Annotated in this window: 25 protein-coding genes; 10 read left to right on the top strand and 15 right to left on the bottom strand. The window is 67.5% G+C overall.

What is annotated here, in order from left to right; genetic code table 11:
* Positions 1–19 precede the first annotated feature (19 nt).
* Positions 20–517 carry a hypothetical protein gene (locus NFL01S_RS15035; RefSeq protein ID WP_062975588.1) on the bottom strand — a complete coding sequence of 166 codons (498 nt, stop codon included), beginning with the start codon at positions 515–517 and terminating at the stop codon, positions 20–22.
* Between the two features lie 55 nt (positions 518–572).
* The gene (locus NFL01S_RS15030) at positions 573–1,139 is read right to left on the bottom strand and encodes a DUF3558 domain-containing protein (protein ID WP_063915946.1); all 567 of its coding nucleotides are present in this window, start codon (positions 1,137–1,139) and stop codon (positions 573–575) included.
* A gap of 588 nt (positions 1,140–1,727) precedes the next feature.
* Between NFL01S_RS15030 and NFL01S_RS15025 the strand changes: the two genes are divergently transcribed.
* The gene (locus tag NFL01S_RS15025; RefSeq protein WP_062975584.1) at positions 1,728–2,351 is read left to right on the top strand and encodes a hypothetical protein; all 624 of its coding nucleotides are present in this window, start codon (positions 1,728–1,730) and stop codon (positions 2,349–2,351) included.
* 25 nt (positions 2,352–2,376) lie between these two features.
* On the opposite strand, the gene NFL01S_RS15020 is transcribed toward NFL01S_RS15025, so the two are convergent.
* The gene (locus NFL01S_RS15020; RefSeq protein ID WP_062975922.1) at positions 2,377–3,582 is read right to left on the bottom strand and encodes a cytochrome P450; all 1,206 of its coding nucleotides are present in this window, start codon (positions 3,580–3,582) and stop codon (positions 2,377–2,379) included.
* Positions 3,583–3,922: 340 nt separating this feature from the next.
* Here NFL01S_RS15020 and NFL01S_RS15015 point away from each other — a divergent pair, with 340 nt between their 5' ends.
* Complete coding sequence (locus NFL01S_RS15015) at positions 3,923–4,855, top strand: aldo/keto reductase (RefSeq protein WP_062975582.1); 933 nt, start codon at positions 3,923–3,925, stop codon at positions 4,853–4,855.
* Positions 4,856–5,068: 213 nt separating this feature from the next.
* Here NFL01S_RS15015 and NFL01S_RS37330 read toward each other — a convergent pair whose 3' ends face one another.
* The 4 genes from NFL01S_RS37330 to NFL01S_RS15000 form a co-directional block, all read right to left on the bottom strand.
* Complete coding sequence (locus NFL01S_RS37330; RefSeq protein WP_280507312.1) at positions 5,069–5,182, bottom strand: alpha/beta fold hydrolase; 114 nt, start codon at positions 5,180–5,182, stop codon at positions 5,069–5,071.
* A 180-nt stretch (positions 5,183–5,362) separates the two neighbouring features.
* The gene (locus NFL01S_RS15010) at positions 5,363–5,683 is read right to left on the bottom strand and encodes a hypothetical protein (protein WP_062975580.1); all 321 of its coding nucleotides are present in this window, start codon (positions 5,681–5,683) and stop codon (positions 5,363–5,365) included.
* 681 nt (positions 5,684–6,364) lie between these two features.
* Complete coding sequence (locus NFL01S_RS15005) at positions 6,365–7,276, bottom strand: MerR family transcriptional regulator (protein WP_062975578.1); 912 nt, start codon at positions 7,274–7,276, stop codon at positions 6,365–6,367.
* 80 nt (positions 7,277–7,356) lie between these two features.
* Complete coding sequence (locus NFL01S_RS15000; protein ID WP_245670700.1) at positions 7,357–7,662, bottom strand: hypothetical protein; 306 nt, start codon at positions 7,660–7,662, stop codon at positions 7,357–7,359.
* 101 nt (positions 7,663–7,763) lie between these two features.
* On the opposite strand from NFL01S_RS15000, the gene NFL01S_RS14995 reads away from it, so the two are divergent.
* Entirely contained in the window at positions 7,764–8,063 is a 300-nt protein-coding gene (locus NFL01S_RS14995; protein WP_062975576.1) for a DUF6463 family protein, read from the top strand.
* An 82-nt stretch (positions 8,064–8,145) separates the two neighbouring features.
* Here NFL01S_RS14995 and NFL01S_RS14990 read toward each other — a convergent pair whose 3' ends face one another.
* Both NFL01S_RS14990 and NFL01S_RS14985 read right to left on the bottom strand, forming a co-directional pair.
* Positions 8,146–8,796, bottom strand: coding sequence for a Uma2 family endonuclease (locus tag NFL01S_RS14990; protein ID WP_062975574.1), 651 nt, complete (start codon positions 8,794–8,796; stop codon positions 8,146–8,148).
* A gap of 71 nt (positions 8,797–8,867) precedes the next feature.
* Positions 8,868–9,527, bottom strand: coding sequence for a GAP family protein (locus NFL01S_RS14985; RefSeq protein ID WP_062975572.1), 660 nt, complete (start codon positions 9,525–9,527; stop codon positions 8,868–8,870).
* A gap of 547 nt (positions 9,528–10,074) precedes the next feature.
* On the opposite strand from NFL01S_RS14985, the gene NFL01S_RS14980 reads away from it, so the two are divergent.
* Positions 10,075–10,593: an anthrone oxygenase family protein gene (locus NFL01S_RS14980; protein WP_062975569.1), complete on the top strand. Its 519-nt coding sequence runs from the start codon at positions 10,075–10,077 to the stop codon at positions 10,591–10,593.
* 451 nt (positions 10,594–11,044) lie between these two features.
* Here the strand turns inward: NFL01S_RS14980 and NFL01S_RS14970 are convergent, their stop codons facing one another.
* The gene (locus tag NFL01S_RS14970) at positions 11,045–12,160 is read right to left on the bottom strand and encodes a ferredoxin--NADP reductase (RefSeq protein ID WP_062975565.1); all 1,116 of its coding nucleotides are present in this window, start codon (positions 12,158–12,160) and stop codon (positions 11,045–11,047) included.
* A 223-nt stretch (positions 12,161–12,383) separates the two neighbouring features.
* Between NFL01S_RS14970 and NFL01S_RS14965 the strand changes: the two genes are divergently transcribed.
* From NFL01S_RS14965 to NFL01S_RS14950, 4 genes are read left to right on the top strand one after another with little or no spacing between them, the layout of a single operon-like run.
* Positions 12,384–13,772 carry a class I adenylate-forming enzyme family protein gene (locus NFL01S_RS14965; RefSeq protein ID WP_245670699.1) on the top strand — a complete coding sequence of 463 codons (1,389 nt, stop codon included), beginning with the start codon at positions 12,384–12,386 and terminating at the stop codon, positions 13,770–13,772.
* On the top strand, positions 13,750–14,655 hold the full coding sequence (locus tag NFL01S_RS14960) for an acyl-CoA dehydrogenase family protein (protein WP_062975563.1): 906 nt from the start codon (positions 13,750–13,752) through the stop codon (positions 14,653–14,655). The genes NFL01S_RS14965 and NFL01S_RS14960 overlap by 23 nt, the downstream gene beginning before the upstream one ends.
* Complete coding sequence (locus NFL01S_RS14955) at positions 14,642–15,730, top strand: acyl-CoA dehydrogenase family protein (RefSeq protein WP_062975561.1); 1,089 nt, start codon at positions 14,642–14,644, stop codon at positions 15,728–15,730. The genes NFL01S_RS14960 and NFL01S_RS14955 overlap by 14 nt, the downstream gene beginning before the upstream one ends.
* A 1-nt stretch (position 15,731) precedes the next feature.
* Positions 15,732–16,499, top strand: a complete 768-nt coding sequence (locus tag NFL01S_RS14950) for an enoyl-CoA hydratase/isomerase family protein (RefSeq protein ID WP_062975559.1) — start codon at positions 15,732–15,734, stop codon at positions 16,497–16,499.
* A gap of 207 nt (positions 16,500–16,706) precedes the next feature.
* On the opposite strand, the gene NFL01S_RS14945 is transcribed toward NFL01S_RS14950, so the two are convergent.
* The 3 genes from NFL01S_RS14945 to NFL01S_RS14935 form a co-directional block, all read right to left on the bottom strand.
* Complete coding sequence (locus NFL01S_RS14945) at positions 16,707–17,216, bottom strand: pyridoxamine 5'-phosphate oxidase family protein (RefSeq protein ID WP_062975558.1); 510 nt, start codon at positions 17,214–17,216, stop codon at positions 16,707–16,709.
* A 178-nt stretch (positions 17,217–17,394) separates the two neighbouring features.
* Entirely contained in the window at positions 17,395–18,150 is a 756-nt protein-coding gene (locus NFL01S_RS14940; RefSeq protein ID WP_062975556.1) for an SDR family NAD(P)-dependent oxidoreductase, read from the bottom strand.
* A 266-nt stretch (positions 18,151–18,416) separates the two neighbouring features.
* Positions 18,417–19,181: an SDR family NAD(P)-dependent oxidoreductase gene (locus NFL01S_RS14935; RefSeq protein ID WP_062975554.1), complete on the bottom strand. Its 765-nt coding sequence runs from the start codon at positions 19,179–19,181 to the stop codon at positions 18,417–18,419.
* Between the two features lie 100 nt (positions 19,182–19,281).
* Here NFL01S_RS14935 and NFL01S_RS14930 point away from each other — a divergent pair, with 100 nt between their 5' ends.
* Both NFL01S_RS14930 and meaB read left to right on the top strand, forming a co-directional pair.
* Complete coding sequence (locus NFL01S_RS14930) at positions 19,282–20,430, top strand: thiolase family protein (RefSeq protein ID WP_062975552.1); 1,149 nt, start codon at positions 19,282–19,284, stop codon at positions 20,428–20,430.
* A gap of 468 nt (positions 20,431–20,898) precedes the next feature.
* Entirely contained in the window at positions 20,899–21,801 is a 903-nt protein-coding gene (gene meaB, locus NFL01S_RS14925; protein WP_062975550.1) for a methylmalonyl Co-A mutase-associated GTPase MeaB, read from the top strand.
* 240 nt (positions 21,802–22,041) lie between these two features.
* On the opposite strand, the gene NFL01S_RS37605 is transcribed toward meaB, so the two are convergent.
* Positions 22,042–22,134: an SDR family oxidoreductase gene (locus tag NFL01S_RS37605; RefSeq protein ID WP_371851829.1), complete on the bottom strand. Its 93-nt coding sequence runs from the start codon at positions 22,132–22,134 to the stop codon at positions 22,042–22,044.
* Between the two features lie 121 nt (positions 22,135–22,255).
* Positions 22,256–23,317: an NAD(P)H-dependent amine dehydrogenase family protein gene (locus tag NFL01S_RS14920; protein ID WP_062975548.1), complete on the bottom strand. Its 1,062-nt coding sequence runs from the start codon at positions 23,315–23,317 to the stop codon at positions 22,256–22,258.
* Positions 23,318–23,319 lie beyond the last annotated feature (2 nt).

Genomic DNA, 23,319 nt, shown 5'->3' with positions numbered 1-23,319 from the left:
TGGTCCAAGGCTGTGAAATCTAGCCCAGGGCTGTGCCTGGCGGAATGGGAATGGCAGGGGGCAGCGCCAGCGGGACCGCCGGTGGCGCACCGGCCATCAACTCGTTGTACCGGGCGGCGAAGGCGTCGTCGGTTTCCATGTACCGCTGCGCGATCACCCGGTGCAGCTCCTGGATGTCTTCCACGATTCGGTAGTGCTGCTCCAGGACCTCGAAGATGGCGTTGCCGTCATCGGCCCCTTTGGCCTTGGACCGGAATCTCCCGACGACAATTCTCGCCGAGTCCATGTCCTTCTCTCCCAGGTCCCACCGCTCCCGGTCTGCGATATCTTCCGCCATCGACTGTAGCTCCTGAATCAGGAGTTTGAAGCCTTCGCAGTCTCTTTCGATGTAGACGAACTCCTCGGCGTTGGCGCGCACCTCATCGGGCGCGCCTTGGCCGAGGCTCACCGACAAACTGCCCTCCCGGGCTTGGGTCAGAAGGCTCCCCAACGGGCGTGGTGGCGGGTCCTCGCTCACTGTCTACTCCTTCTCAGTTTTACGTGATCAGTGACGGTCCGGAGTCTTGGCGGCCTCACGCATCGGGGATCAATGGGACGACCTTTTCCGCCAAACCCAGCGCGAGGCCGCAGGTGTCGAGATCGCCGGTCTTGTTACGGGACTCAGGATTGCTCATCGACAGCTCGAGGCTGCCCCCGGCCATCTCCACATAGAAGATGCACCGACCACGAGGGTTCGGCTCGTCGACGGTCGTGACCCCGATCGCCGCCCGGCCGTCTACGGTGTATTCCTGGCGGACGACGAAATTCTCGTCGTCCCGCACAACTCCAAGAGTGAGGTTGGTGGTCGTGATGCCCACCGCATAACTGTCCGGTGCGACATACCGGCAGCCCCGCCACTTGATGCCTTGGCCGCCATCGACATTCGCATCCGATATCCCTCGCACCAGGTTCTCCGATGCCAGGATCTCCTGCGGGATAGCGCACGGATCGAACGACGCCGGCGCTTCCGGCGCAATCGGCAACCCGGTCGTTGTAGTCACCGCGGGTGCCGCGTCCTCGCCCCCGGTCCCGCACCCCGCAACCACCAGCGCCACCCCCGCCGCGCACACCAACCCCCGCAACGACCGAACAGCGACCATGACGAACCTTCCGACACCGGACTCACCTCGAACGGGAACCGGCCGGCCCCCCGCGTCCTCGCCGACCCTACCCATCTCACCGGCCCCCGCTCAACCTTCGTGCGTACTACTTGGGCTGCTCGCCGACGGAACAGTGGAGCGATCTCGCCTGATAGGCTCCGGCCGGTTCCGGATATGAAGGAGGGGAGGTAATGCCGGAAGAGTTATCCGTGGAGCCGGATCATCTGGACAACCTCGCGACCAAGCTGACAACGCTCGCCGATGGAAACGTCCAGGCGCAGGCGTACGTGCAGAAGCATGTCGATCTGTCGGTGGAGGAGGCGGGCCCGATGTGCTGCGAGAGAACCTTCCGACACACACTCCCGAATCACCTCGGCCGAGCGCGGAACCTCGACAGGAGCGCCCGGCCCCTCCGGCGGGGACCACGTCTGCTCGTGATATCCCCGCCGGTGCAGCGCAGAAGTCGAGACAGTCCTGGCGTGACGTGGTCGTCACCCCCGACGAACCAGATGAGGACGATCTGTACTTCCAAGAGCGACAGCGACGCGGCTGGCTGCAGTGAATCCGGTGCCGGCTGCAGTGCGTTCGATGCGGAAGGTTGATACGACCATCGCTTTGCGCCGCGAACGAGGGAAGATTGTCCTTCGTGAATTCGAGTGGAGTACCGCCGATGCGATCGGCGCACCTGCGCGGTTCGCCCTGGAACTCGCCCAGCCGCTACCGGATCGATGTGCCCGGCACGGCCGGCCCGCGGTCCGGCATATCGATACCGAGATGCGGATGCACACGGGCTTCAACGGCAGCCCGGTGGAGACCAGTTGGTGGTCCAGTTTCCTCGAGAGCTGGTTGACCCACGACCCCAGCTGGGGGCCGTCGACCGTCGGTGAGGTGAGTGGTCGCCGGCCGATGTGTGCACGGTGTATGCGGCAGCGGGCAATCCTGCACGGCATCGCCTACTGTCTCGGACTCGCCGGACCTCTCGCCCCGGTGGTGCTTTTCCTTGCGGCGCAGGCAGGTGTGCTGCAGTCGGTGTCGATGCCGTTGATCCTTGCCTTCTTTCCCGGCTGGCTGCCCGGCGGCCTGGCGGTGGCCCTCACGCTGTACGCGCGTGGTAACAGCCCGGTGCGGGCGCGCCCGCTCACCAGTGCCTCGGCGATGACGATCCGTGCCCACCCTGCCTTCGCCGAAGCGCTCGCCGCTCGCTGCCGGTAGCCGAGGCCTGTCACTCGCCTCCCGGTCACACATCCCAGGCGACGGGGAGGCTTTTCACCCCGTAGATGTCCGCGGTCTCCGGGCGCAAGGCAACCTCCTCGGCCGGTACGGCGAGGCGCAGTGTGGGAAATCTGTTGATCAGTGCGGGGAACGCGACCCGCATCTCGACGCGGGCGAGTTGCGCACCCAGGCAAAGGTGGGTGCCGTGGCCGAAGGCCAGGTGCCCGGCGGACTGCCTGCGGATATCGAGCGTGTGGGGGTCGGCGAAGTGCTCGGGGTCGCGGTTGGCGGTGTGGTACGACGCGATGACCACCTGCCCGGCTTCGATCGTCCGGCCGCCCAGCTCGACGTCTTCCAGCGCCGTTCTCATGAATGTCTTTGCGACACTCAGGTAGCGCAGCAGTTCCTCTACGGCCTGGTCGGTGAGCGCGGGATCGGCGCGCAGCGCGGCGAGCTGCTCGGGATTGCGCAGCAGTGCGAAGGTGCCCAGCGCCAGCATGTTCGCGGTGGTGTCGAACCCGGCCGCCAACAGGACCAGGGCCATCCCCCGCAGTTCTTCATCGGTGAGATCGGTGCCGGTGAGGTCGCTGATCACGTCGTCGGTGGGGTTCGCGCGTTTGGCGGCCACCAGTTCCGTGAGGTAGTCGTAGGTCGCGGTGACCGCGGCTATCTGCTCTTCGTCGCTGGTCTCCCCGTTCAGGAAGGATTCGACGTGGTGCTGAAAACGTCCCCGGTCCTCGTAGGGCACTCCGAGCAGTTCGCAGATCATGGTGGCGGGGATGGGCCGGGCGAAGGCGGTCACCAGATCTGCCGGCGGCCCGGCCTTCTCCATGGCGTCGAGGTGGTCGCTGGTGATCTGCTCGATGCGTTCGGTGAGTAGCCGCATCCGCCGTGCGGTCAACTTGCCCGCCAATGGTTTCCGGTAGCGCCCGTGCTGCGGCTCGTCCATGAGGAGGAACTCGCCGGGCGCTGCCGGAGGGGTCTCGAAACCCGAATAGTCGATGGTCGGGTGGAGCAGGAGCTCTTTGCGTGAGCTGAACCGTGAGTCGGCCAGCACCGACTTGGTCAGGTCATATCCGGTGATCAGCCAGCCGGGCTTTCCGCCGGGGAAGGTGTAGTGGCTGATCGGCCCGTGCCGGCGGGCCTCGATCAGCTCTGCCGGTGGGTCGAAGGGGCAGCCGGGCTGACGCTGCACAGGCATCGTCGTGACGGTGTGGAGGGATTCACTCATGGGCATCTCCGTCTCGCGGTAGTGCTGATCTGGCGCAGCTCGAAAAGCAGAAAGAGCCTGCCATGTACGTATCTGTATACGTAGAATACGTAGATGTATACGTATATGCAATACGGAGCTTGTGCGGTTTCGGCCGCGGTCGTCCAGCGTCATGTAACCCAAGTGCAAGAACAGGACCCGCGGGGGTGGATCCCAGTCGGTCGGACAGGGCGCAGGGAAAGGGGGTAGGGAAAGGGGGTAGGGAAAGGGGGTAGGGAAAGGGGGTAGGGAATGAATAATGCGCACACGAGGTCATATGCGGGACCGCATGTGGTGGAATTTCGAATAGGAGAGCTTGATCGTGGAATATCGCCAGTTCGGGCGCAGTGGTCTGACCGTGTCGGCACTCGGTCTGGGATGCAACAACTTCGGGATGCGCATCGACCGGCAGCAGTCCGCCGCGGTGGTGCACCGGGCACTCGACCTGGGCGTCACACTGTTCGATACCGCGCAGATGTACGGGCAGGGCACCTCGGAGGAGTATCTCGGGGCGGCACTCGGCACGCGACGGCCGGAGGTAGTTCTCGCGACGAAATTCGGTGGTCCGAAACCGGCCGGGCCGGATCAGGCGCCGGCGTCACGACGCAATGTCGTTCGCGAGTGCGAGGAGAGTCTGCGGCGGCTCGGCACCGACTATATCGACCTGTACTACCTGCATTTTTCCGATCCGCGAACACCGATCGAGGAGACTCTCGCGGCGCTGGACGATCTGGTGCATCAGGGCAAGGTTCGCTATATCGCCTCCTCGAACCTCGCCGGCTGGCAGATAGCGGATGCCCATCACATCGCGGCGAACCTCGGCGTGACTCGCTTCAGTGGTAGTCAGGTGGAATGGAGCCTGGTGAAGCGGGCCGTGGAGGACGAAATCGTCCCGGCGTGCGAGCGGTTCGACTTGGGCATCATCCCGTACTTCCCGCTCGCGTCCGGACTGCTGACGGGAAAGTACACCGCGGGCACGGAGTTTCCGGCCGGGTCACGTATGGCCGAGGTGCCGCGCCTTGCCGGTGACGCAACCGATGCGAATTTCGCCCTGGTCGACCGGTTGACTGCGATAGCGAAGGGGCAGGGGCACACCATCTTGGAGCTGGCCATCTGCTGGCTGCTCTCACAGCCTGGTGTCTCGTCGGTCATCACCGGCGCGACCACCCCGGAGCAGATCGCGGCGAATGTCGACGCCGCCACCTGGCGCCTGAATCCTGAGGAACTCGCCGCGGTCGAGAGTGCATTCGTGTAGTGGACTGCGAACCGCGCTTCGCGACATCGAGTCCCGGGGCGGCGGGGGCGCGGTCAGTATTGTGCACCGATGGTTTCGGTGGAGGCGGCCCCATGGTTGTCGGATCTTGCGGGATCCAGCGGATCTGGTGCGATATCGAGACGGGAACTGTCCCCAGGGGCCTGCGGGCACCAGCGCGAGAAACCGCTGGTGCCCGCGAGGTAGGGGCCGCCCTCACATGAGGAACTTCAGGGCCAGTTCGTTGAAACGCTGCGAATGTTCGTGCTGGGGCCAGTGCCCGCACTCGGGGAAGATCTCCAAATTCGAACCGGGGATCGACTCGTGCATCCGCTGCGCCTCTGTTGGAACCGATGACGACCAGGGCATCGGGCCGTTGTTCGGCGAGCGCCGCTCGTGCCGCAGCGAGGCCGTCGCGGAATCGGTGCGCCGCGTCGAGATCGTCCACCTCGGCCCAGTGCGTATTCATCAGGGTGCTGTGCGAGGCACCCACACCCATTACGAGTTCACTCACGGGATACTCCGTTCTCGGGTACACAACGTGATCGCGGTGTGCACGATGGCCCGGGTCAGCCGGACTGCCTCCCGGATGTCGACCACATTCATCCCGGACGGAAAATCCAGTGGCAGAGGAGCATCCGCTCCGATCCGGTCCATGCCGATACGAGCGGTCGGCAAGCCTCGCGCGCGCAGGATATTCGCGTCGGTGGCGCCGCTGTTGGCGACGATCGGTTCGTGTGGCCGGCCGGTCTCGTCCTCCCAGGACGCGATGGCGGCGGCGACCACCGGACTGCCGGGCGGGGTGTATGTGCCCGGGATGGCCAGCACCATGTCCCAATCACGATGACGACGGTGTATTCACTGAGCTACGGCGAGCGCGCGCTCGGGCTCAGCAGCAGTACGGTGCTCACGACCCTGCTGACGGCCACCGTAGCCATCCTGATCTGCCTGCCGTTGTTCGGCGCGCTCGGAGACCGTCTCGGTGTCCGCCGGGTATTCCTCGGCGGTGCGGCATCGCTCATATTCCTGCCGTTCTGCTGGTTCGCCCTCATGGACACCCGCCAGCTGGGCTGGATGATCCTGGGATTCGTGCTGATCTTCGCCGGCTATTCGGCCAACTACGCGGTCGTGCCGTCCTACTTCTCCCAGGTGTTCCCGCCCGCTGTCCGATTCACCGGTATGTCCGTCGGAATCACGATCGGTCTCATCGCCGGAACATGTGGCAGTCCTCGAATCGGGTATCCCGAACGCCCGGGCGGTCGAGATGCCCGGTGCCGGTCACTCGCCCATGCTCGATCACCCGGCCGAGTTCATCCGCCTGATCGCCGACCACCTCGAAGCCGCCGGACAGCCTTTGGGTTCGGTCATCGCGCACGTACTCACAGCTACTCGGAGTGGCGTGACCGACCCCGGCCACCCTGGTGCCGAGCGGTGCACCAGGGTGGCCGGGCGTCCGGCACATGGAGATCGCCGGCATCGGCCGGGCAGATGCACACCGTGCGGCACGCCCGGTTATGCGTGGGCCCGCAGCGCGGCGATGAGCCATTCGGCGCCCGGGACCATCGAGGGACGAGCGGGCCAGTCGTTGATGATGCCGAGCAGCGACCAGTAACGCTCGACACGCCTGTCGGTGAACGTGGCCATCTGATCGGCCAGCGCCGCTCGGTCGATGACGTCCGGAAGGGCCCGGGCGAGGATATCGGCCGCTGCCGCCGAGTCCGGTGCGATACCGGCCTCCAGCGCGGCTGTGCCGGCTTCCATCGCAGCGGTGCCGGCGGCGGTATCGGCCTCCGGGACCTGTGAGTCGCCGGCGCGGGCGCCGGTGACCGCCATTTCCCGGCAGCGCTCCCGGAAACCCTGGTCGCGGACCAGCTCGGCCAGTTCGATCCAGGCGTCGACCTGTTCGGGTGACGGATCGTCGGGCAGGGTGGCGGGCATCGACCGCATGCCGGTGGCGATCTGGGCGCCGGGGGCGTCCGGTTCGATCCCCGCGAATGCTTCGTCGACGAAATCGTCGATGATCCGCTGCCGTTCGGCGGCGGACAGGGTGGCGAGTTCGTGCATGATCCTCAACTCCTCGGTGGTGCTGTTGCGGTGTGCGACCGACCGCAGGACCGCGCGCCGCACCCGCAGTGTGCGGATTTCGGCGTCCAGGGCGCGTGCGTGCGCGGCCGCCACGTCCGCGAGACTGGCTTGCCGTTCCACCACTGCCCGCACGGTGGCCGTATCCAGGTCCAGTTCGCGCAGCGTGTGTACCAGTTCGAGCCGGGCGACGGCTTCGGTGTCGTACAGCCGGTATCCGGCGGGGCTGCGGGTGGTGGGCGGCACCAGACCCGTATCCGACCAGAACCGGATGGTCCTGGCGTCGAGGCCGGTGCGCTGTGCCAGCTGCCCGATGGTGAACAGGGTGTCGCGGTCGGTCACGAGTACAGCGTGAACCTTCCAGCGGGTGGAAGGTCAAGTCCTGCGGTAGTCGCGGTTCGACCGTCGCCGACGGTGTGGAATCAGAGCTGGTGGGCGGCAGTGCGGCCGCCGAACTCGCGGACGACGGCGGTCGAGGCGGTGGCGGCGATATCGTCGATCCAGACCGGGATCGGGGCGGCGCGTGCGATGTAGTCGCGGACCAGGCCGTAGGGGATGGCTTTGATGGCGGCGGCGGCCACCGCCATGCCGGATTCGTCGGCGACGCCGAACTCCGCTGTCACGGCGTCGCGTATGGCGGTATTCATCTCGTCGTTGACGGTGGCGATCGCGTCCCTCAGACCGGCCGGTCCGGTCTCGAGCAGTTCGTCGCGGTGGAACATCTTCATCGCCCGTGCCTCGGTGGGATGTTCGCGGCAATAGCGGGGTAGGTATGCCGCGGCGGCGAGTAGGGGATCCGGGCCGGACAGGGCGTCGATGAGTCGTCTTCATCGGGTCGGTGCACACCGTCATGGGGATCGTCATCTGGGCAACCCAGGATCAGGACCCCGAACCGTCGTTCTGGTTCACCGCATTCGGTGTCCTCGCCGTCGGTTTGGGGATCGCGGTCATCGAGGTCGAACGCGCCCGCGGATTCGTCACCGCGCCGATCCTCGCGGCCCTCGCGGTGCTGGCCGCTTTCGGGCTGATCTCCATGCCGGTCTCCGGTTTCGTCAGCCTGCTCCTGCCACTTGCCTTCGGCGTGATCGGCTGGAGCAAACGTCGCACAGTGGCCCGTGCCGCGACCTGAGGACCCGGTAGTCGACATTGCAGCTGCCTGCTCAGAGAGCGGCGGAGGGAGTGTCCGCCGGTACGACGACGGCCACAACGGCTCAGAATGCGAGGGAGTCCCAGAGGATTTCGATCGGGAACGGATATCCGAACTTCACCCCTGCCTCGTCGGCGTGCGCCCATTCGCCGACCAGCCGGTAGTCGGACCGGTGCAGCGGACGGACGCCTTCGGGCAGCGTGGCGACGCCGGTCTCCAATCCGTACGCCCGGATCTTCGCGATGGCGCTGACATCGCGTTGCAGAGTTACTTCCCAATACCAGACGATGCCTGCGGCGGCGTACCGGCTTGTCTTGGCCTCGATATCGGTTTGCGTATTGGCTGGTGACAACACCTCCCCGACCAGCACCGTATCGGCGGCTCGAACATCCTGGTAGGAGGGAATACACCGGTGCACCAGGAAGTCCGGAGTAAGGAAATTCGACTTTCCACTCGCTCCCAGAAAGACGTTGGTCTCGGACTCGACCTCCCAGCGCCGTTCGGGACGTGTGGACATGTCCACACGCGAACAACGCTCGATCTCGTTCACCAGTCGACGAGTGAACTTCTGGTGTTCGCGAGGCCCGCGCCGCACCCACACCACACGTCCATCCCAGAGTTCGATTTGTTCCGCGATCTCATCGGGTAGACGCTCCAGTTCCTCCCAGGTCATGTATTCGGGGAGGTCGGGCTTCTCGATCCGAGGCGAGGACATGGGTCAATCGTATGCGGACGACACGCCGCTGAGCAGCCGTGTAGCGATTCGAAACACCGGCCGCCTCGTGTTCACAGGCCGGCGATTCCCTTCCCGACGACAACCGCGCCCATGACGACCAGAACGATCGCCATCATCACGTGGTTGTTGTCCTGCAACCACGCCCGCACCCGGTCCAGCGGGCCGCGCAGCCGGTCGGCGGCCAGGGTGTAGCCGACGATCACGAACAGCACGCTGGAGGCGGCCAGCAGCGTGAACACGATGATGGCGACCACTTGCCCGCCGACACTGGTGCCACTGGACCCGATCACCACACCGGCCGACAGGCACAGCAGCAGATTCTTCGGATTCACCGCGGAGAGCAGCGCTCCCAGTCCGGCCGCCCGCTGCACAGTCACTGTGTCGATGGCGCTCATCCAGCCCGGTATCGCGGTATCGGCGCGAGACCGCCACTGCGCCGCGGCCAATCCCAGCAGCAGTATCCCGAGCACGATCTTCACCCACGCGCCCGCCGCCGACGGTTCCCTGTCACCTCCGCCGCCCAGCGGGCCGGCCAGCAGCACCACGATCACGGTGGCGGCGGCAATACCGGCGACCCAGCCGAGTGCGAACCCGCGCCCGGCTCGGCCGGCGTCGGCCGACAGGATCATCAGAATCGCGGCCACGATCGGAATGGGGGAGAGCGCCACCCCGACCGCCAGCGGGAGCAGATCACCGATCACTGTGCCCATCTGCTGGACAGTAGGACACAGCGCCAGTTCACGGCCCTTGCTTAACCGCTGCGGTTTCGTGTCGTTGGCGCATCGTGACCAGGGTGCTGCTGATGCCCGACCGGGAGCTGTCGGATCCCAGAGCCCACCGGCCGCGCCGCGGGAGAGGTGCTCGCCGATACCGACCTTTCGGGTGCCACCGTCCTCGTGACCGGCGGCTGTTCCGGGCTCGGACTGGAAACCGCCCGGAACCTGGCGGGCTGCCGGTGCCGGGGTTGTCGTCCCGGCCCGCCGCCCTGTCCGAGCCCGTGCTGCGCTCGCGGATGTGGACGGTTGCGAGGTGATACCCACGGATCTGGCCGCGCAGCGACCGGTGGCCCCCGATCGGTTGATGAACCCGTACGACCGCGGTGAACCTGCCTGCGAGGGTGCCGCGGCGATCGGACCGGTCGCAGAGGACACTCGATTTGTCGGCGTCGGCGAGTACGGTAGCCCTTGTCCACCTGCGGGTCTCGTAGGAGGTCTGCTTCTGGCGAGGCATGCGGGACTACTGGTGTGAGGTAGGGAAATGCTGGACGGACTGCGTGCGGTCGCGCTGGTGGCGGCGACCGTGGCCACCGGACTCATGGCGGGGGTTTTCGGGATCTATGCGCTGGCGATCATGCCGGGCCTGCGGACAACCGACGACCGGACGTTCATCGGTTCCTTCCAGGCGATCGACCGGGCGATCGTGAATCCGCTGTTCTTGCTGGCCTTCATGGGCGCGCTGGTCCTCTCGGTGCTCGCGGCACTTCTGCAGCTGGGCCCGGGGCGGGGGCCGGTGCTGCTCTGGACGGCCGCGGGGGCGGTGCTGTATCTGGTGGCGGTCGTGGTGACCGTCGCGGTTCACCTGCCGCTCAACGATGCGTTGAAAGCCGCCGGTGCGCCGGCGGAGATGGCGGACCCGGCGGCCGTGCGGGCGGCGTTCGACGAGACGCGGTGGGTGACGTGGAATTACGCCCGCGTGGCGACAAGTGGAGTGGCGTTCGGTTGCCTGGCGTGGGCGCTGGTGCAGTGGGGGCGGGCCCAAGCCACCGCTTGGCGGTGAAACCTAGCACGCACGTCCGGGGCGTTCCGAGATGGTTCAGCGCGCCGACGTCGGCCACGCCACCTGCTACACGCACTACACCGGCCGTGCGCTACGCCGGTTCACCGACGTTCGACCAGAGACGGCGGCGACGGTACTCGCCGCGCGGGCGCAGACTCGGGGGTGGCCCCGAATGTCGATATCGAACTGTTCGCCCGTGCCTGGGCCGGTGAGCAGATCGGTGTGCTGCAGTGGCGGCCGGAACCCGAAACCCACCGACGACCCGGGAAGACGACGGGTCAGAAGGCGAGTTCGGGTCAGCCGATACGAATGGGGAACGGGAAAACGATCCGCACGCCATGGTCGTCGGGGGTCCATTCGCCGGCCAAGAGATAGTTGGTGGGATGCAGTAGGTGCACTCCCTCCGGAAGTTCCCCGGCCCCGGTTCGGAGCGCGTAGGCAGACGGCAGCCCTATTCGTACCGGACGGTCACCGACGGGGTATCGGGTACGGCCTGGCAGGTGAGGATGTATCCCTCCTGTAGATCGTCGTCGGTGAGGGCGTCGTTGACCCGCATCGTGGCCTTGCCCTCGGTGAGTTTGGCCATGCAGGTGGCGCAGTTGCCGGATTCGCAGGAGAACGGGGGAGTCAGGCCCGCCCGGCGGGCGCTCTCCAAGAGGGTTTCGCCGTCGCGGCGGGGGACGGATTTCTTCTTCCGGTTGATGAAGATCGTGACCGTCCCCTCGTCGGCGGAGGTGGTCGGGGATGTGGTGGGACGGACCCCGTCGGTCTGTGGTGCCGCTGGTGGCGGGCTCGGGGCCGCCGACGCGGCGGCGGTCGAATCAGAGTGTCCTGCTGGAACAGTGGTGGGAGTGGTGGCCGGCGGCGCCGGCTTGACAGGGGCGCCGCCGAAGCGTTCCGAGAAGATCCGGCCCGGCCCGGGAAGTGCGTTCTCCACCAGTTCCATGAACGGTTCGGGGCCGCAGATATACGCGTCGCCCGCGGTGCTGTCGCCGACGAATTCCAGGACCTTCGCCGCGTCCACGTACCCGTGTTCGTCGTCGCGGTGCCGGAGGACGGTCAACCGGTCCGGATACTTCGCCACCAGCTCGTCCAGCGCGGCTTCGAAGATCGCCGACGGCCGGTCGCGGTCGGCGCACAGCAGCCGGACCTTGCGGTCGGTGCTCGCCAATGTGCTCTTGGCCAGCGAGATGATCGGGGTGATACCGCTGCCGCCGGAAAAGCCGAGTACCGGGACGTCGCCGTCGCGCAGGCAGAACCGGCCGGTGGGTACCGTCAGCTCGACCTCGTCGCCCTCGCTGAGGTTGTCGTGCATCCAGTTCGACACCGCGCCACCGGGGACCCGTTTCACCGTGGTCATGAACTCGGTATCGGTTTCGGGAGCGCTGGACATCGAGTACGACCGGAACAGCGGTTTGCCGTCGACGGTGATCTTGAAGGTGCAGAACTGCCCGGCCCGATAGGAGAACGGCCCGTCTTCCGGTTCCAGCACGAAGGTGCGGGTATCGGGTGTTTCCTTGACGATCCGGATCACTTTCGCGCGCCGGAACAGTGGTGGTCTCGCCATGGCCGCCTCCTTCTGGTAGTAAGATTCTATCCAAGCGAGAATAGTATTCTCAAATTCGGATAGGAACAGCGATGAAGTGCTATCGGATCGGGGGCGGCAGATGAGTGAGGCCACAGTGCCCGGCGGTGCACCGGCGCCTGCTGTGCCCGCGGGCGGTGCAGGCTCCGGCGCAACCGCGCGAGTGCCCGGGGCGCCAGCGGCGCAGGGATGGACAGAACGCACCGTGCTCGCGTTCGACGAAAACGAGTACACGCGCAACGATCTGGACGCCATGGCCGACGGCCTGGCCGAGGCGCTCGCGGCACGCGGGGTCCGGTCCGGTGCACGGGTGGCGTTGATGTCGTCCAATCGGCCCGAATTCGTGACCGCGGTACTGGCGATCTGGCGGCTGGGAGCCGCCGTGGTGTTGCTGAGCCCGGCCTGGAAGGACACCGAGGTCGCACACGCGCTGGAGATCACCGGCGCCCGGCACGCCGTCGGCGATCACCCGGTGCTCGCCGGTCTTACCGAAATGCTGTCACTGGACGATCCGCTACCCGCTGTCACGCGGACATTCGTGACCCCCGATCCGGCCGCCGACGCCGTCCTCGTGTTCAGTTCCGGCACCACCGGTTTGCCGAAGGCGGTGCGGCATACCCACGGGTCCTTCGCGGCGGCCGTGCGGCACTGGCAGGACGCACTCGGGCTCGGCCCCGCCGATCGGATCCAGGTCGCCACCCCGCCCTCGCATATCCTCGGCATCCTCAATATCGTCACCGCCCTCGAAACCGGCTGCTGGGTGCGGTTGCATCGCCGGTTCGACCTGCAGAAGGTGCTCGCGCACATCCAATCCGACCGGATCACCATCGAGATGGCGGTTGCGCCGATCGCCCTGGCCATGGCGCAGTATCCGGACCTGGAGTCCTACGACCTGTCCTCGCTGCGCTACATCATGTGGGGTGCGACGCCGGTGACGGCCAGCGTCGCCGAAACCGTGACCCGCCGGACCGGCGTCACCTGGCTCCCCGCATACGGGGCGAGTGAACTGCCGGTGATCGCGTGCAGCCCACTCGACGCGCCACGACTGGACAGTGTGGGCAAGGCCGTGCCCGGGGTCGAGGTGCGGGTGGTGTCGCTGGACGACGGGAAACCCGTGCCCCCGGGGCAAGACGGCGAGATACAGCTGCGCGCGGCGTCGGTGATGGCCGGCTATCTACCCGAATCCGCCACCGCGGCCGCATTCGACGACGGCTGGTACCGCACCGGTGATGTCGGAAACCTGGACGCCGACGGCTGGCTGCGGCTCACCGACCGGTCCAAGGAAATGATCAAGGTCCGCGGTTTCCAGGTCGCGCCGGCGGAGATCGAAACCGTCCTGCACGGCCACCACGCCGTATCGGACTGCGCGGTGTTCGGCGTACCCGACGGCGCGAACGGGGAGGCGATCGTGGCCGCGGTCGCGACCGCCGCGCCCGTAACGGCCGACGAGCTGATGGCCGTTGTCGAACAGCGGCTGGCCGGTTACAAGCGGTTGCGGCAGGTGCTGTTCGTGGACGAAATCCCGCGCCTGCCGTCCGGCAAGGTGCTGCGGCGAGTGCTGAAGGAGCGTTATGGACGTCCGGCTGACGAGTGAACAGCGGCAACTCCGGGACGCGGCCGCGAAACTGGCCGATGAGCTGGGGCCCGGATCGGTTCTGGATCTGGCCGACGGGAAACGCCGGTCCCGGCTCGAGGACGCGGTGGCGGCGACCGGGTTCCGGGATCTGCGATCCGACGGCGCCTCCGGGGTCGAGGTGGCGCTGGTCGCCGAGGAATTCGGGCGCGGTCTGGTGGATGTCGCGCTGCTCGGGCCGGTACTCGCCGATGATCTGCACGGCCGGTCCGACGGCGATACGTCGCGGTGGACGATCGCGGTGGAGGGGAACGCGATCGACGCCCGCGGCAGCGACCGGGTACTGAAACTGGAGGGTGGCCGGCTGCTGGCCGGATCGGTCGGTGACTCACTGCCCGGCGCCGACCTCACCCGCGGTACCGCCGCCGCCGTCGGCCCATGGGAGCCGCGCGGGGATATCTCCGACGCCCACCGCGACCGCTGGCAGGCGCTGGCGCTCACCATCACCTGCGCCGACCTGGTCGGTACGGCACGCGGTGCGCAGCGGCTCGCGGTGGAGTACGCGAAGATGCGAGAGCAATACGGCAATGCGATCGGCTCCTACCAAGCGGTGGCGCATCTGCTGGCCGAAAGCGAGGCCCTGATCGAAGGGTCGATCAGCGTGCTGTGGCATGCCGCATGGGCGGTCGACGAACTCGAGCCGGCCGAGGCGCTGCGCGCGGCCCGGATCGCCAAGATCTACGCGGCCCGCGCCACCCGCACCGTCTGCGAAACCGCCATCCAGGTGCACGGCGGAATCGGCAACACCTGGGAATGCCTGGCCCACGTGTATCTGCGGCGGGCCCTGGTGTCCACCGAACTGTTTCCCGTACGCCTGGAGGAGGCCGGTCTTGGACTATCGTGATTCCCCGGAAGAAGCAGCATTCCGGCAGCGGCTGCGCGACTGGCTCGCCGGTGTGGCAGGTAAATACCCCACCTCCGGCGACGAGTACTGGGCCCGGCAGGGCGAATGGCATGCCGAGCTGTACCGGGCCGGTTTCTTCGGATTGTCCTGGCCACGCGAGTACGGCGGCCAGGAACTGGCACCGGTCTTCGACGTGATCCTGGACGAGGAGCTCGCTATCGCCGGCGCACCGCCCCGGCCGAGCCTGGGCTATCTGATCCAGGGGCTGGGCCGGCACGCGAGCCCTGAACTGTGCCGCCGGTTCCTGCCCGGCATGATCGACGGCAGTCAGCGCTGGTGCCAGGGATTCAGCGAACCGGGCGCCGGATCGGACCTGGCCTCGCTCACCACCACCGCCACCCGCGAGGGTGACGAGTACGTGATCCACGGGCACAAGATCTGGACCAGCTATTCGGATGTCGCGGACTGGTGTCTGCTGCTGGCCCGCACCGATCCGGAAGCGCCCCGGCACAAAGGTATCTCGGCGTTCGTCATCGCCATGAAACAGCCCGGAGTGCAGCAGCGGCCGCTGGAAATGATGAGCGGAGTGACGACCGAGTTCGGCCAGGTGCTTTTCGACGGTGCGCGCGTACCCGCCGCCCAGATGGTGGGCGCGCCGGGCGAAGGCTGGAAGCTCGCGATGACCGTGGTCGGGCACGAACGCGAACCCGCCACCCTGGGGTATGCCGCGCGGTACGGAAAACTGGTGCGACAACTGGCCTCGCGGGTGGAAGGCCGGACGCCCGGCGAACTGGCCTGGGCTGCGGTGCAATCGGAAATGCTGCGACTGCACGTGCGCCGCCGATTGTCCGAGCAGCTCGACGGCGTCACCCACGGGCCGCAGGGGTCTCTGGACAAGCTGCTCATGACCTGGGTCGACCAGGCGGTCGGACATGCCGCCCTCACCGTCGCCGGAACCGGTGACCAGGAGATGTTCGGTTCCTACCTGTACAGCCGCGCGCAGAGCGTAATGGGCGGGACCTCGCAGATCCAGAAGAACATCATCGCTGCACGCATCCTCGGATTGGGAGTCTGAAATGTACGATATGCCACCGGAAATCGATGTCCGGGCCGACGGCGCCCTGCGTATCGTCACCCTGAACCGGCCGGACGCGCTCAATGCCGTCAACGATGCACTGCACACCGGGCTGGCGCGGTTGTGGCCGCGGCTGTCGGAGGATCCCGAGGTGCGGGCCGTGGTGCTCACCGGCGCCGGAAAGGCGTTCTCGGCGGGCGGAGATTTCACCTATCTCGAAGAGCTCGGCCGGGATACGGTGTTGCGCGAGAAAACCATTGCGCACGGCCGCGATATCGTCCTCGGAATGGCGCGGTGCCGGGTCCCGGTGGTGACCGCCGTCAACGGCCCCGCCGTCGGTCTGGGCTGCAGCCTGCTCTCGCTCAGCGATATCGTCTACATGGCCGAAAGCGCCTATCTCGCCGATCCGCACGTACAGGTGGGGTTGGTCGCCGCCGACGGCGGTCCGCTGACCTGGCCGCTGCACACCAGCCTGTTGCTGGCCAAGGAATACGCGCTCACCGGCGCCCGGATCCCCGCCGAACGTGCCCGGGAGATGGGGCTGGCCAATCACGTGGTCGCCGATCCGATGGCCGAGGCGCTGGCCTGCGCGAAACGGATCGCGGAAATGCCCCGCCAGGCTGTCGAGGCCACCAAGCGGGTACTGAACATGCAACTGGAGAAGGCGGTACTCACGTCCCTGGACTACGCCCTCACCGCGGAGTACCAGTCCTTCCAGACCGACGATTTCCACACCACGATCACCCGGCTCACCTCGGGGAAGAAGTAGCGTCCGGCACCGCGTCACGGCGCTATCGGCCATACCGCGGCCGCCGGGCCGGCGCGGCGCACGCCTCCGTGAGGTACCGGAAGGCCGGCCGGCCCTCGACGGCGACGAGCACGCCGACCATCGTCTCCTCGCCGAAGGCCGGCGCGTGCGCGTCCGGCGGCGGATCATCTCGGCGGGGCGGCCCCAGGATCGTGCCGGCCTCCGGAATCAGAGCAGGTTCCAGCGGGTGGCTCCGTGCGGTTCCGTGGTGGCGACCCCTACCACCGAGCGTGGGGTCAGGTAGTAGAGGTGCCAGGGCGGCGGGCCCGCGCTGGGTGCGTTGAACGGGGCGGTGAAGGCCTCGCCCTGGACCTCGACCGGCCACCCGTGTTCGCGATAGTAGGCGGCGACACGCTCCAGAGTGGCAGGATCGGTGACGATCGCGGCCGTACCCTCGACCACCACATCGATACCCTCGAGCTGGGCCGTGACGGTGCAGTGCGGTTGCGTGGCGAGATTCCGGGACTTACGGGTGGACGGTCCGCTCACGAAATAGAACCCGTCGTCCATCCACACGGCGCCGATACCGTTCGTGTGCGGGCGGCCGTTCGGGCAGCACGTGCTGAGAAACGCGGTGGATCCGGGGTCGGCCACATAGTTCGCCAGCGCGTCGGCGGCCCGTGACCACGGCAGCGGGGCGTTCCCGTAGCCGTCCAGATTGATGGTGTCGATCGGCATGATGTACCTCCACACGGTCGGGTACATCTACAGACCGATCCCGGGCCCGAATCTCATCGGCAGGACCGTGCCGCCACCGAATTGGGTGCCCGGAATGCGGAGGTAGGCGGCAATGGTGCTGCCCGGCCGGCCGACGCCGGTGCGGTGAAACGCCGGCCGGTCGATCTCGTCTGCGTCCTCACCGGGTGGCGAGCAGCGACTCCGAGCGTTGGATCGTGCCGGTGATCCCGGTGGCGTCCTGCGTGGCGAGCAAGGCCGCGGCCCGGCCCATCGTCTCGGGCGGTTCCACCATCTCGGCCGGGATATCGCTGCCGCCGGACGCGCGCCAGCCTTCGGTGAGTACGACGCGGGACGGGCTGAGACAGTTCACCGCGATATTGTCCGGGCGTAGATCCGCGGCCAGTCCCAGGTAGAGACGTTCCACCGCAGCCTTGGACACCCAGTAGGCGTTGGCGCCGCGATCGGTCATCTCGACCCCCGTGGTGGTGACAGCGATCAGTGCGCCGCCGCCGCGGGCACGGATATGCGGGATCACCTCGCGGGTCACCAGGAAAACTCCGGTGAGATTGACATCCAGGCACAACTGCCACCGTTTGAGCGGTGTGCTCTCCACCGGTCCCAGCCACAGCACCCCGGCATTCGCGACGAGGATATCGATTCCGCCGAATTCGGCAACGGTCGTGGATACCGCCTCGTGTACCGACTCCTCGCTGGTCACATCGCACGGTACTGCGAGTGCCCGCCCGCCTGCGGCTTCGATCCGCGCGGCCACTTCATGGATCGTTCCCGCGACCCGTCCGGTCTCCTCCGACCGGGCGGCCACGGCGACGGCCGCGCCCTGCTGCGCCAGCGTCTCGGCGATGGCGGCGCCGATCCCACGGCTGGCGCCGGCGACGAACGCGACCTTGCCCTCGAGGGGACCGCTGTTCGTCACCGGAAGCGGGCTGTTTCCGGCTGCCCGCGTGCCCGGACGGGAAGTGGCGCCGCCGTCCGAACCCGGACCTTCGGATCCCGTCGACTCGTCCGGATGGCCGGCGCTACGCCGACCGGGCCCGCCGGTCGCCCCGGGAGGGGTGGCCCGGTGCGGTCCGTGCGGCCCTGTTGTACTGCTTCGGGCCGGCGCACCGTGCCCGGCGCGGGCAGGCCTCGACGGTGCCTCGGGCCCCGCCCCGACCTCGCCGTGGCTCGGTTGTGTGGTACTCACTTCGGCGGAAACCGCAGTGCGCCGTCGAGGCGGATGACCTCGCCGTTGAGATAGTCGTTCTCCACGATCGACTGCACCAGTTGCCCGTATTCGGGGGAACGGCCCATTCGCTTCGGGAACGGGATCTGCGGCGACCAGTACTGTTCCAGCTGGTCGGCGGCCTTGCCGTAGGCAGGGGTGTTGAAGGTGCCGGGGGCGATGGTGACCACACGGATGCCCAGCGGGGACAGGTCGCGGGCCGCGACCAGTGTCATCCCGATGACGCCACCTTTGGCAGCCGAGTAGGGGAGCTGCCCGATCTGGCCTTCATAGCCTGCGACAGACGCGGTGTTGACGATGACACCGCGTGAACCTTCTTCGGTGGGGTCGGATTCGGCGATCGCCGCGGCGGACAGCCGCATGACGTTGAAGACCGCGGTCAGATAGAACTCGATGGTGGTGCGGAATCCATCGAGCGCCAGAGGGGACCCGTCCTTGCCCACCAGGCGTCCGCCGCCGGCCGGCCCGCCGTGGGTGTCTACGGAGATACGCAGCGGGCCGAGGGATTTCGCTTCCTCGATGGCCGCCTGGACCGACTCTTCGCTGGTCGCATCGGTGTGCACGTATCGGATGCCGAGTTCGCCGGCCAGTTCTTTGCCCTTGTCGTCGGCGACATCGGCCACCACGACTTTTGCTCCGGCGGCGTGCAGGCGCCGGACGGTCGCCTCGCCGAGCCCGCCCGTACCGCCGACGACAATCGCCGAACTTCCCTGGATCTGCATAGCGCTACCCTCTCTTGCGATTATCGCTCTCAGATTGAGAGAATACTATTCTCATGTATATCGGCAAGATCGTCGACGTGGCGGAAACTGGAGAGAACTGATGCCCGAAGCCGTGATCGTATCCGCGCTGCGTACCCCGATCGGCACCGCCGTGAAGGGAACCCTGCGCGAAACCACCGCCTTCGACCTCGCTCATCACGTGGTCGAAGCGACGGCAAAGCAGCTGGACACCGATGCGCCCGTCGATGACCTGATCCTCGGGGAGGGCCGCTACGGCGGCGGTGTGATCGCCCGGCACGCCGCCATCACCGCCGGTCTCACCGGAGTACCGGGCCTGGCGCACAACCGGCACTGCGCGGCCGGGATGGCGGCCGTGCAGACCGCGGCGGCAGGTATCCGGGCCGGAATGGACCGGTTGGTGCTGGCGGGCGGAGTCAACGCCGATTCCACCGGGCCCAAGGCGCGATTCCGGGTGGGACCGGACGAATGGGCCGATCCGTGGACCTCGCCCTCACATCCGGACCGCCCCGACGCCCCGAACCTCGATATGTCGATCACCGTGGGCTGGAACGCCGCGGTGAAATCCGGGATCACCCGCGAGGAGCTGGACGCCTGGGCGTTGCGTTCGCACCGCAACGCGATCGCGGCGATCGACGAGGGCCGATTCGACGACGAAGTCGTGCCGATCGACACCCCCTTCGGCCAGTTCGCCGTGGACGAGCATCCCCGCCGCTCGACCACCATGGAGAAGCTGGCATCGCTGAAGGTCCTGCACCCTGAAATCGAGGGATTCTCGATCACCGCCGGCAACGCGGCCGGCGCCAACGACGGCGCCGCACTGCTCACCGTCGCCAGTGACGAGCTGGGCCTACCGGCCCTGGCCACCATCCGGTCCTGGGCCTCGGTGGGCGTGGACCCCGCCGATACCGGCCTCGCCCCGATCGAAGCGATCACCAAGGCCGCGCAGAAGGCCGGGATCTCGCTCAGCGATGTGAAACTCTTCGAGATCAACGAAGCCTTCGCTTCGGTGCCCATCGCGGCCGTGCGCGCCCTCGACCTGAACCCGGACCTGGTGAACGTGAACGGCAGCGGCTGTTCCCTGGGCCATCCGGTGGCCGCCACCGGCGCGCGGATGATCGTCACAACAATTCACGAATTGCGCCGCCGCGGTGGTGGACTCGCCATCGTGGCGATGTGCGCCGGCGGTGGAATGGGTTCGGCGACCGTGCTCGAGGTCGCCGCTCCGTGACGTTTCGGCCCGGGGCCCCGGGACCGCAGCCCTGGACCGGGCTACGCGGTGCCCGGGCACAGACAACGCGGTCCCCGGAACGGCCGCCGTTCCGGGGACCGGCGACCGACCCCGTCCTGCACGACAACGCGAGAGGGCAAGTGCGACCGGATGTGGATCGGATGCCGCCGAACGTCCGGCGCCCATGGCTGCCGGTCCGGTCGCGATTCGGCCGCCGCGGCGCAAGGTGGGTTGCGGCCGCCGCGGTGCGCGGGAGGCACCTCGCCGAGGTGGACCGGTTCTACCCGTCGAGCCGGTTCTGCTCCGACTGCAGAGAACTCGATGGGCCGAACCGCTCTCGACCCGGGAGTGGATATGCCAGGTGTGTGGCGCGGTCGCCTAACACAGCGCGGAGCGACGTAGAGGAGTGCAGGAGTGCAGAACCCAGGCCGAGAGAGTCCCGAACCGCACGGTGCCGGAGTCGGCGTCATGGAGCCGGCGGCGTTGATCGCCGCCGCGAGGGACGGGTCGGTGCGCGCGGCGGGCCGGCTGCTCACCTTGATCGAAGGCGAGCGTCGCGACGAGGTGCTCGTGCTGCTGGAACCGGCCACGATTCGGGTGGTGGGGTTCACCGGTCCGCCCGGCGCCGGTAAATCCACCACTATCGCCGCTGTGGTCACGGCCTACCGTTCGCAAGGGTTGCGGGTGGCCGTGCTGGCCGTGGACCCGTCCTCGCCGTACAGCGGCGGTGCCCTGCTCGGCGACCGGATCCGGATGGCCGCCCATATCGACGATCCACAAGTGCTCATCCGTTCGATGGCCACGCGTGGGCACCTGGGCGGACTATCGGTGGCCGTACCGGCGGCCGTTCGATTGCTGGCCGCGCTGTCCTACGACCTCGTGGTGATCGAATCGGTGGGCGTCGGGCAATCGGAGATCGAGATCGCCGCCGTGGCCGATCCGACCGTTGTAGTCCTCACCCCGGGGGCCGGTGACGCGGTGCAGGCGGCGAAAGCCGGACTGCTGGAGGTGGCCGACCTGCTGGTCGTGAACAAGGCGGATCGCCCGGGGGCCGACCGGACCGTTCGTGAGTTACGGGCCGAATCCGAGGTTCCGATTCTCACCGCGGTCGCCGCCGAGGGTGCCGGAATACCCGAACTGGTCGCGGCCATCGATGATCACCACCGCGCCGACACCGCGGAACGGCGGGCCGCCCGGGCCAGATCGCAAATCCTGTCGCTGGCCTATTCGAGACTGCGTGCGCATCCGGAGCTCGGGACCCTCGCCGCCGCGGTGGCCGCTGGGCGGTGCGATCCCTACAACGCCGCGCAACAGTTGACGTCGGAGGCCGTGGAACTGCCGGCCGGTGACGTGTTCATGCGGAATGTTTGATGTGAGCCGGCATCTGCCGCCTCGGCCCTCGGCTCCGGCGGGTAGGAGTGGTCGCGGTCGGTAGTGACCGCGCGGCTCCTGCTTGTCCCGGGAGCACGCTGTGACCTCGGTGCATGCGGGAGACGTGATGCGCACCTCGCCGCTCCCCGGCGATCCGCGAGGTGTGCACCCGGGTGGGGATGCTCGACCATGGGGCCCAAGCAGCGAGCGGTCAGACCATCGTGCCGGGGACGGCGGCGATCAACCGCCGTCGACCACAAGGTCCTGACCGTTGAGATACGAGGCCTCGTCGGAAGCGACGAAGGCGACGGCCGCGGCGATATCCGCCGAGATGCCCAGCCGCCCGGCAGTGACCGTCGAAACGGCCGCGGTTTGCGCCGGCGCGGAGCCGGCTCGGCAGCGAGTGAGCGCGCGAGGTTTCCGGGGCCCGGATCGCTTCGTAGTCGTTCACGGGTCATCCCAGTGTTGCGGTGATCGGGGGCAGGTCGAGGACGGTGCGGATACCGGGGGACGCCGCGCAGACGTAGCGGACGGCGTTGACGGCCCGGTTCGCGGTGTAGGCGGGGGAGTGCTCGGCCATCTGATCGAGCGGGAACGGGAAAACCATATCGATTTCGAGGGGCGCGTCGCCTTCCACGCCGATATGCCAGCCGGTGGGACGGATTTCCCAGTCGGTCTCGGCCTGTGCACCGCAATGCCAGATGGGCTGGAACCGCAGGACGGTCCGGCCCTTGTGTATGCCGGAGATCGTGATGCGCTGGGCGGCAACGGTTCCCTGTGGGATCGTGCCGGCGGCGATGTCGAACGTGCGTGCCGCGGTGGCGATCTCACCCGTGGCGGTCACCTCGTCGAGCGGAAGCCCGATACCGTCGGCCAGCAACCGCAGTGACGGACCGAAACTGTTGCGCAGATGATCCAGCCGCACCTGTGCGAAATCCCCTGGCGGGCCGCCGAATCCCATGACATCGAAGAGGATTGCCGGTGAGTTCCGCTGGGACAGATCGGCGTATTCCTGGATGGTGAGTACGTCGAGGCGCCGTTGGATCGACGCCAGCACCAGCGGAACGGCTTCGGTGATGAACCCCGGACTGCTGCCCGTACTGTGGATCGAGGTGCCGCCGGTTGTGCATGCCGCCTCCACTCGCGCACGGACAGTGGGGTCCATACTGCCGGGATGGTGGAAGACGCCGGCGGTCGTCACGATATTCACGCCGGCGGCGAGTATCCGGCAGACCTCGTCGATATCGCAGGACTGGGGCATATAGAGCACGCAGTCCGGCGTGCCGCGCAGGATTTCGCCGATATCGCCGGTCGCGCGGACCCCGGTGGGGGCCGGTGATCCGCACAATTCGGCCGCATCGCGCCCCTGTTTGGCGGCGGTGTGCGAATAGACGCCCGCCAGAACGAGTTCCGGGTGGTCGACGAGCGCGCGCAGGGCCCGAGCGCCGATGGTGCCGGTGGACCACTGGGCGACCCGCAACGGTGTGGCGGAGGCGGTCAGGGGAGAGGGATGCATCG

The sequence above is a fragment of the Nocardia flavorosea NBRC 108225 genome (assembly GCF_001613385.1).
GTDB classification, from domain to species: Bacteria; Actinomycetota; Actinomycetes; order Mycobacteriales; family Mycobacteriaceae; genus Nocardia; species Nocardia flavorosea.
This window is presented reverse-complemented; position numbering and strand designations above follow the sequence as displayed.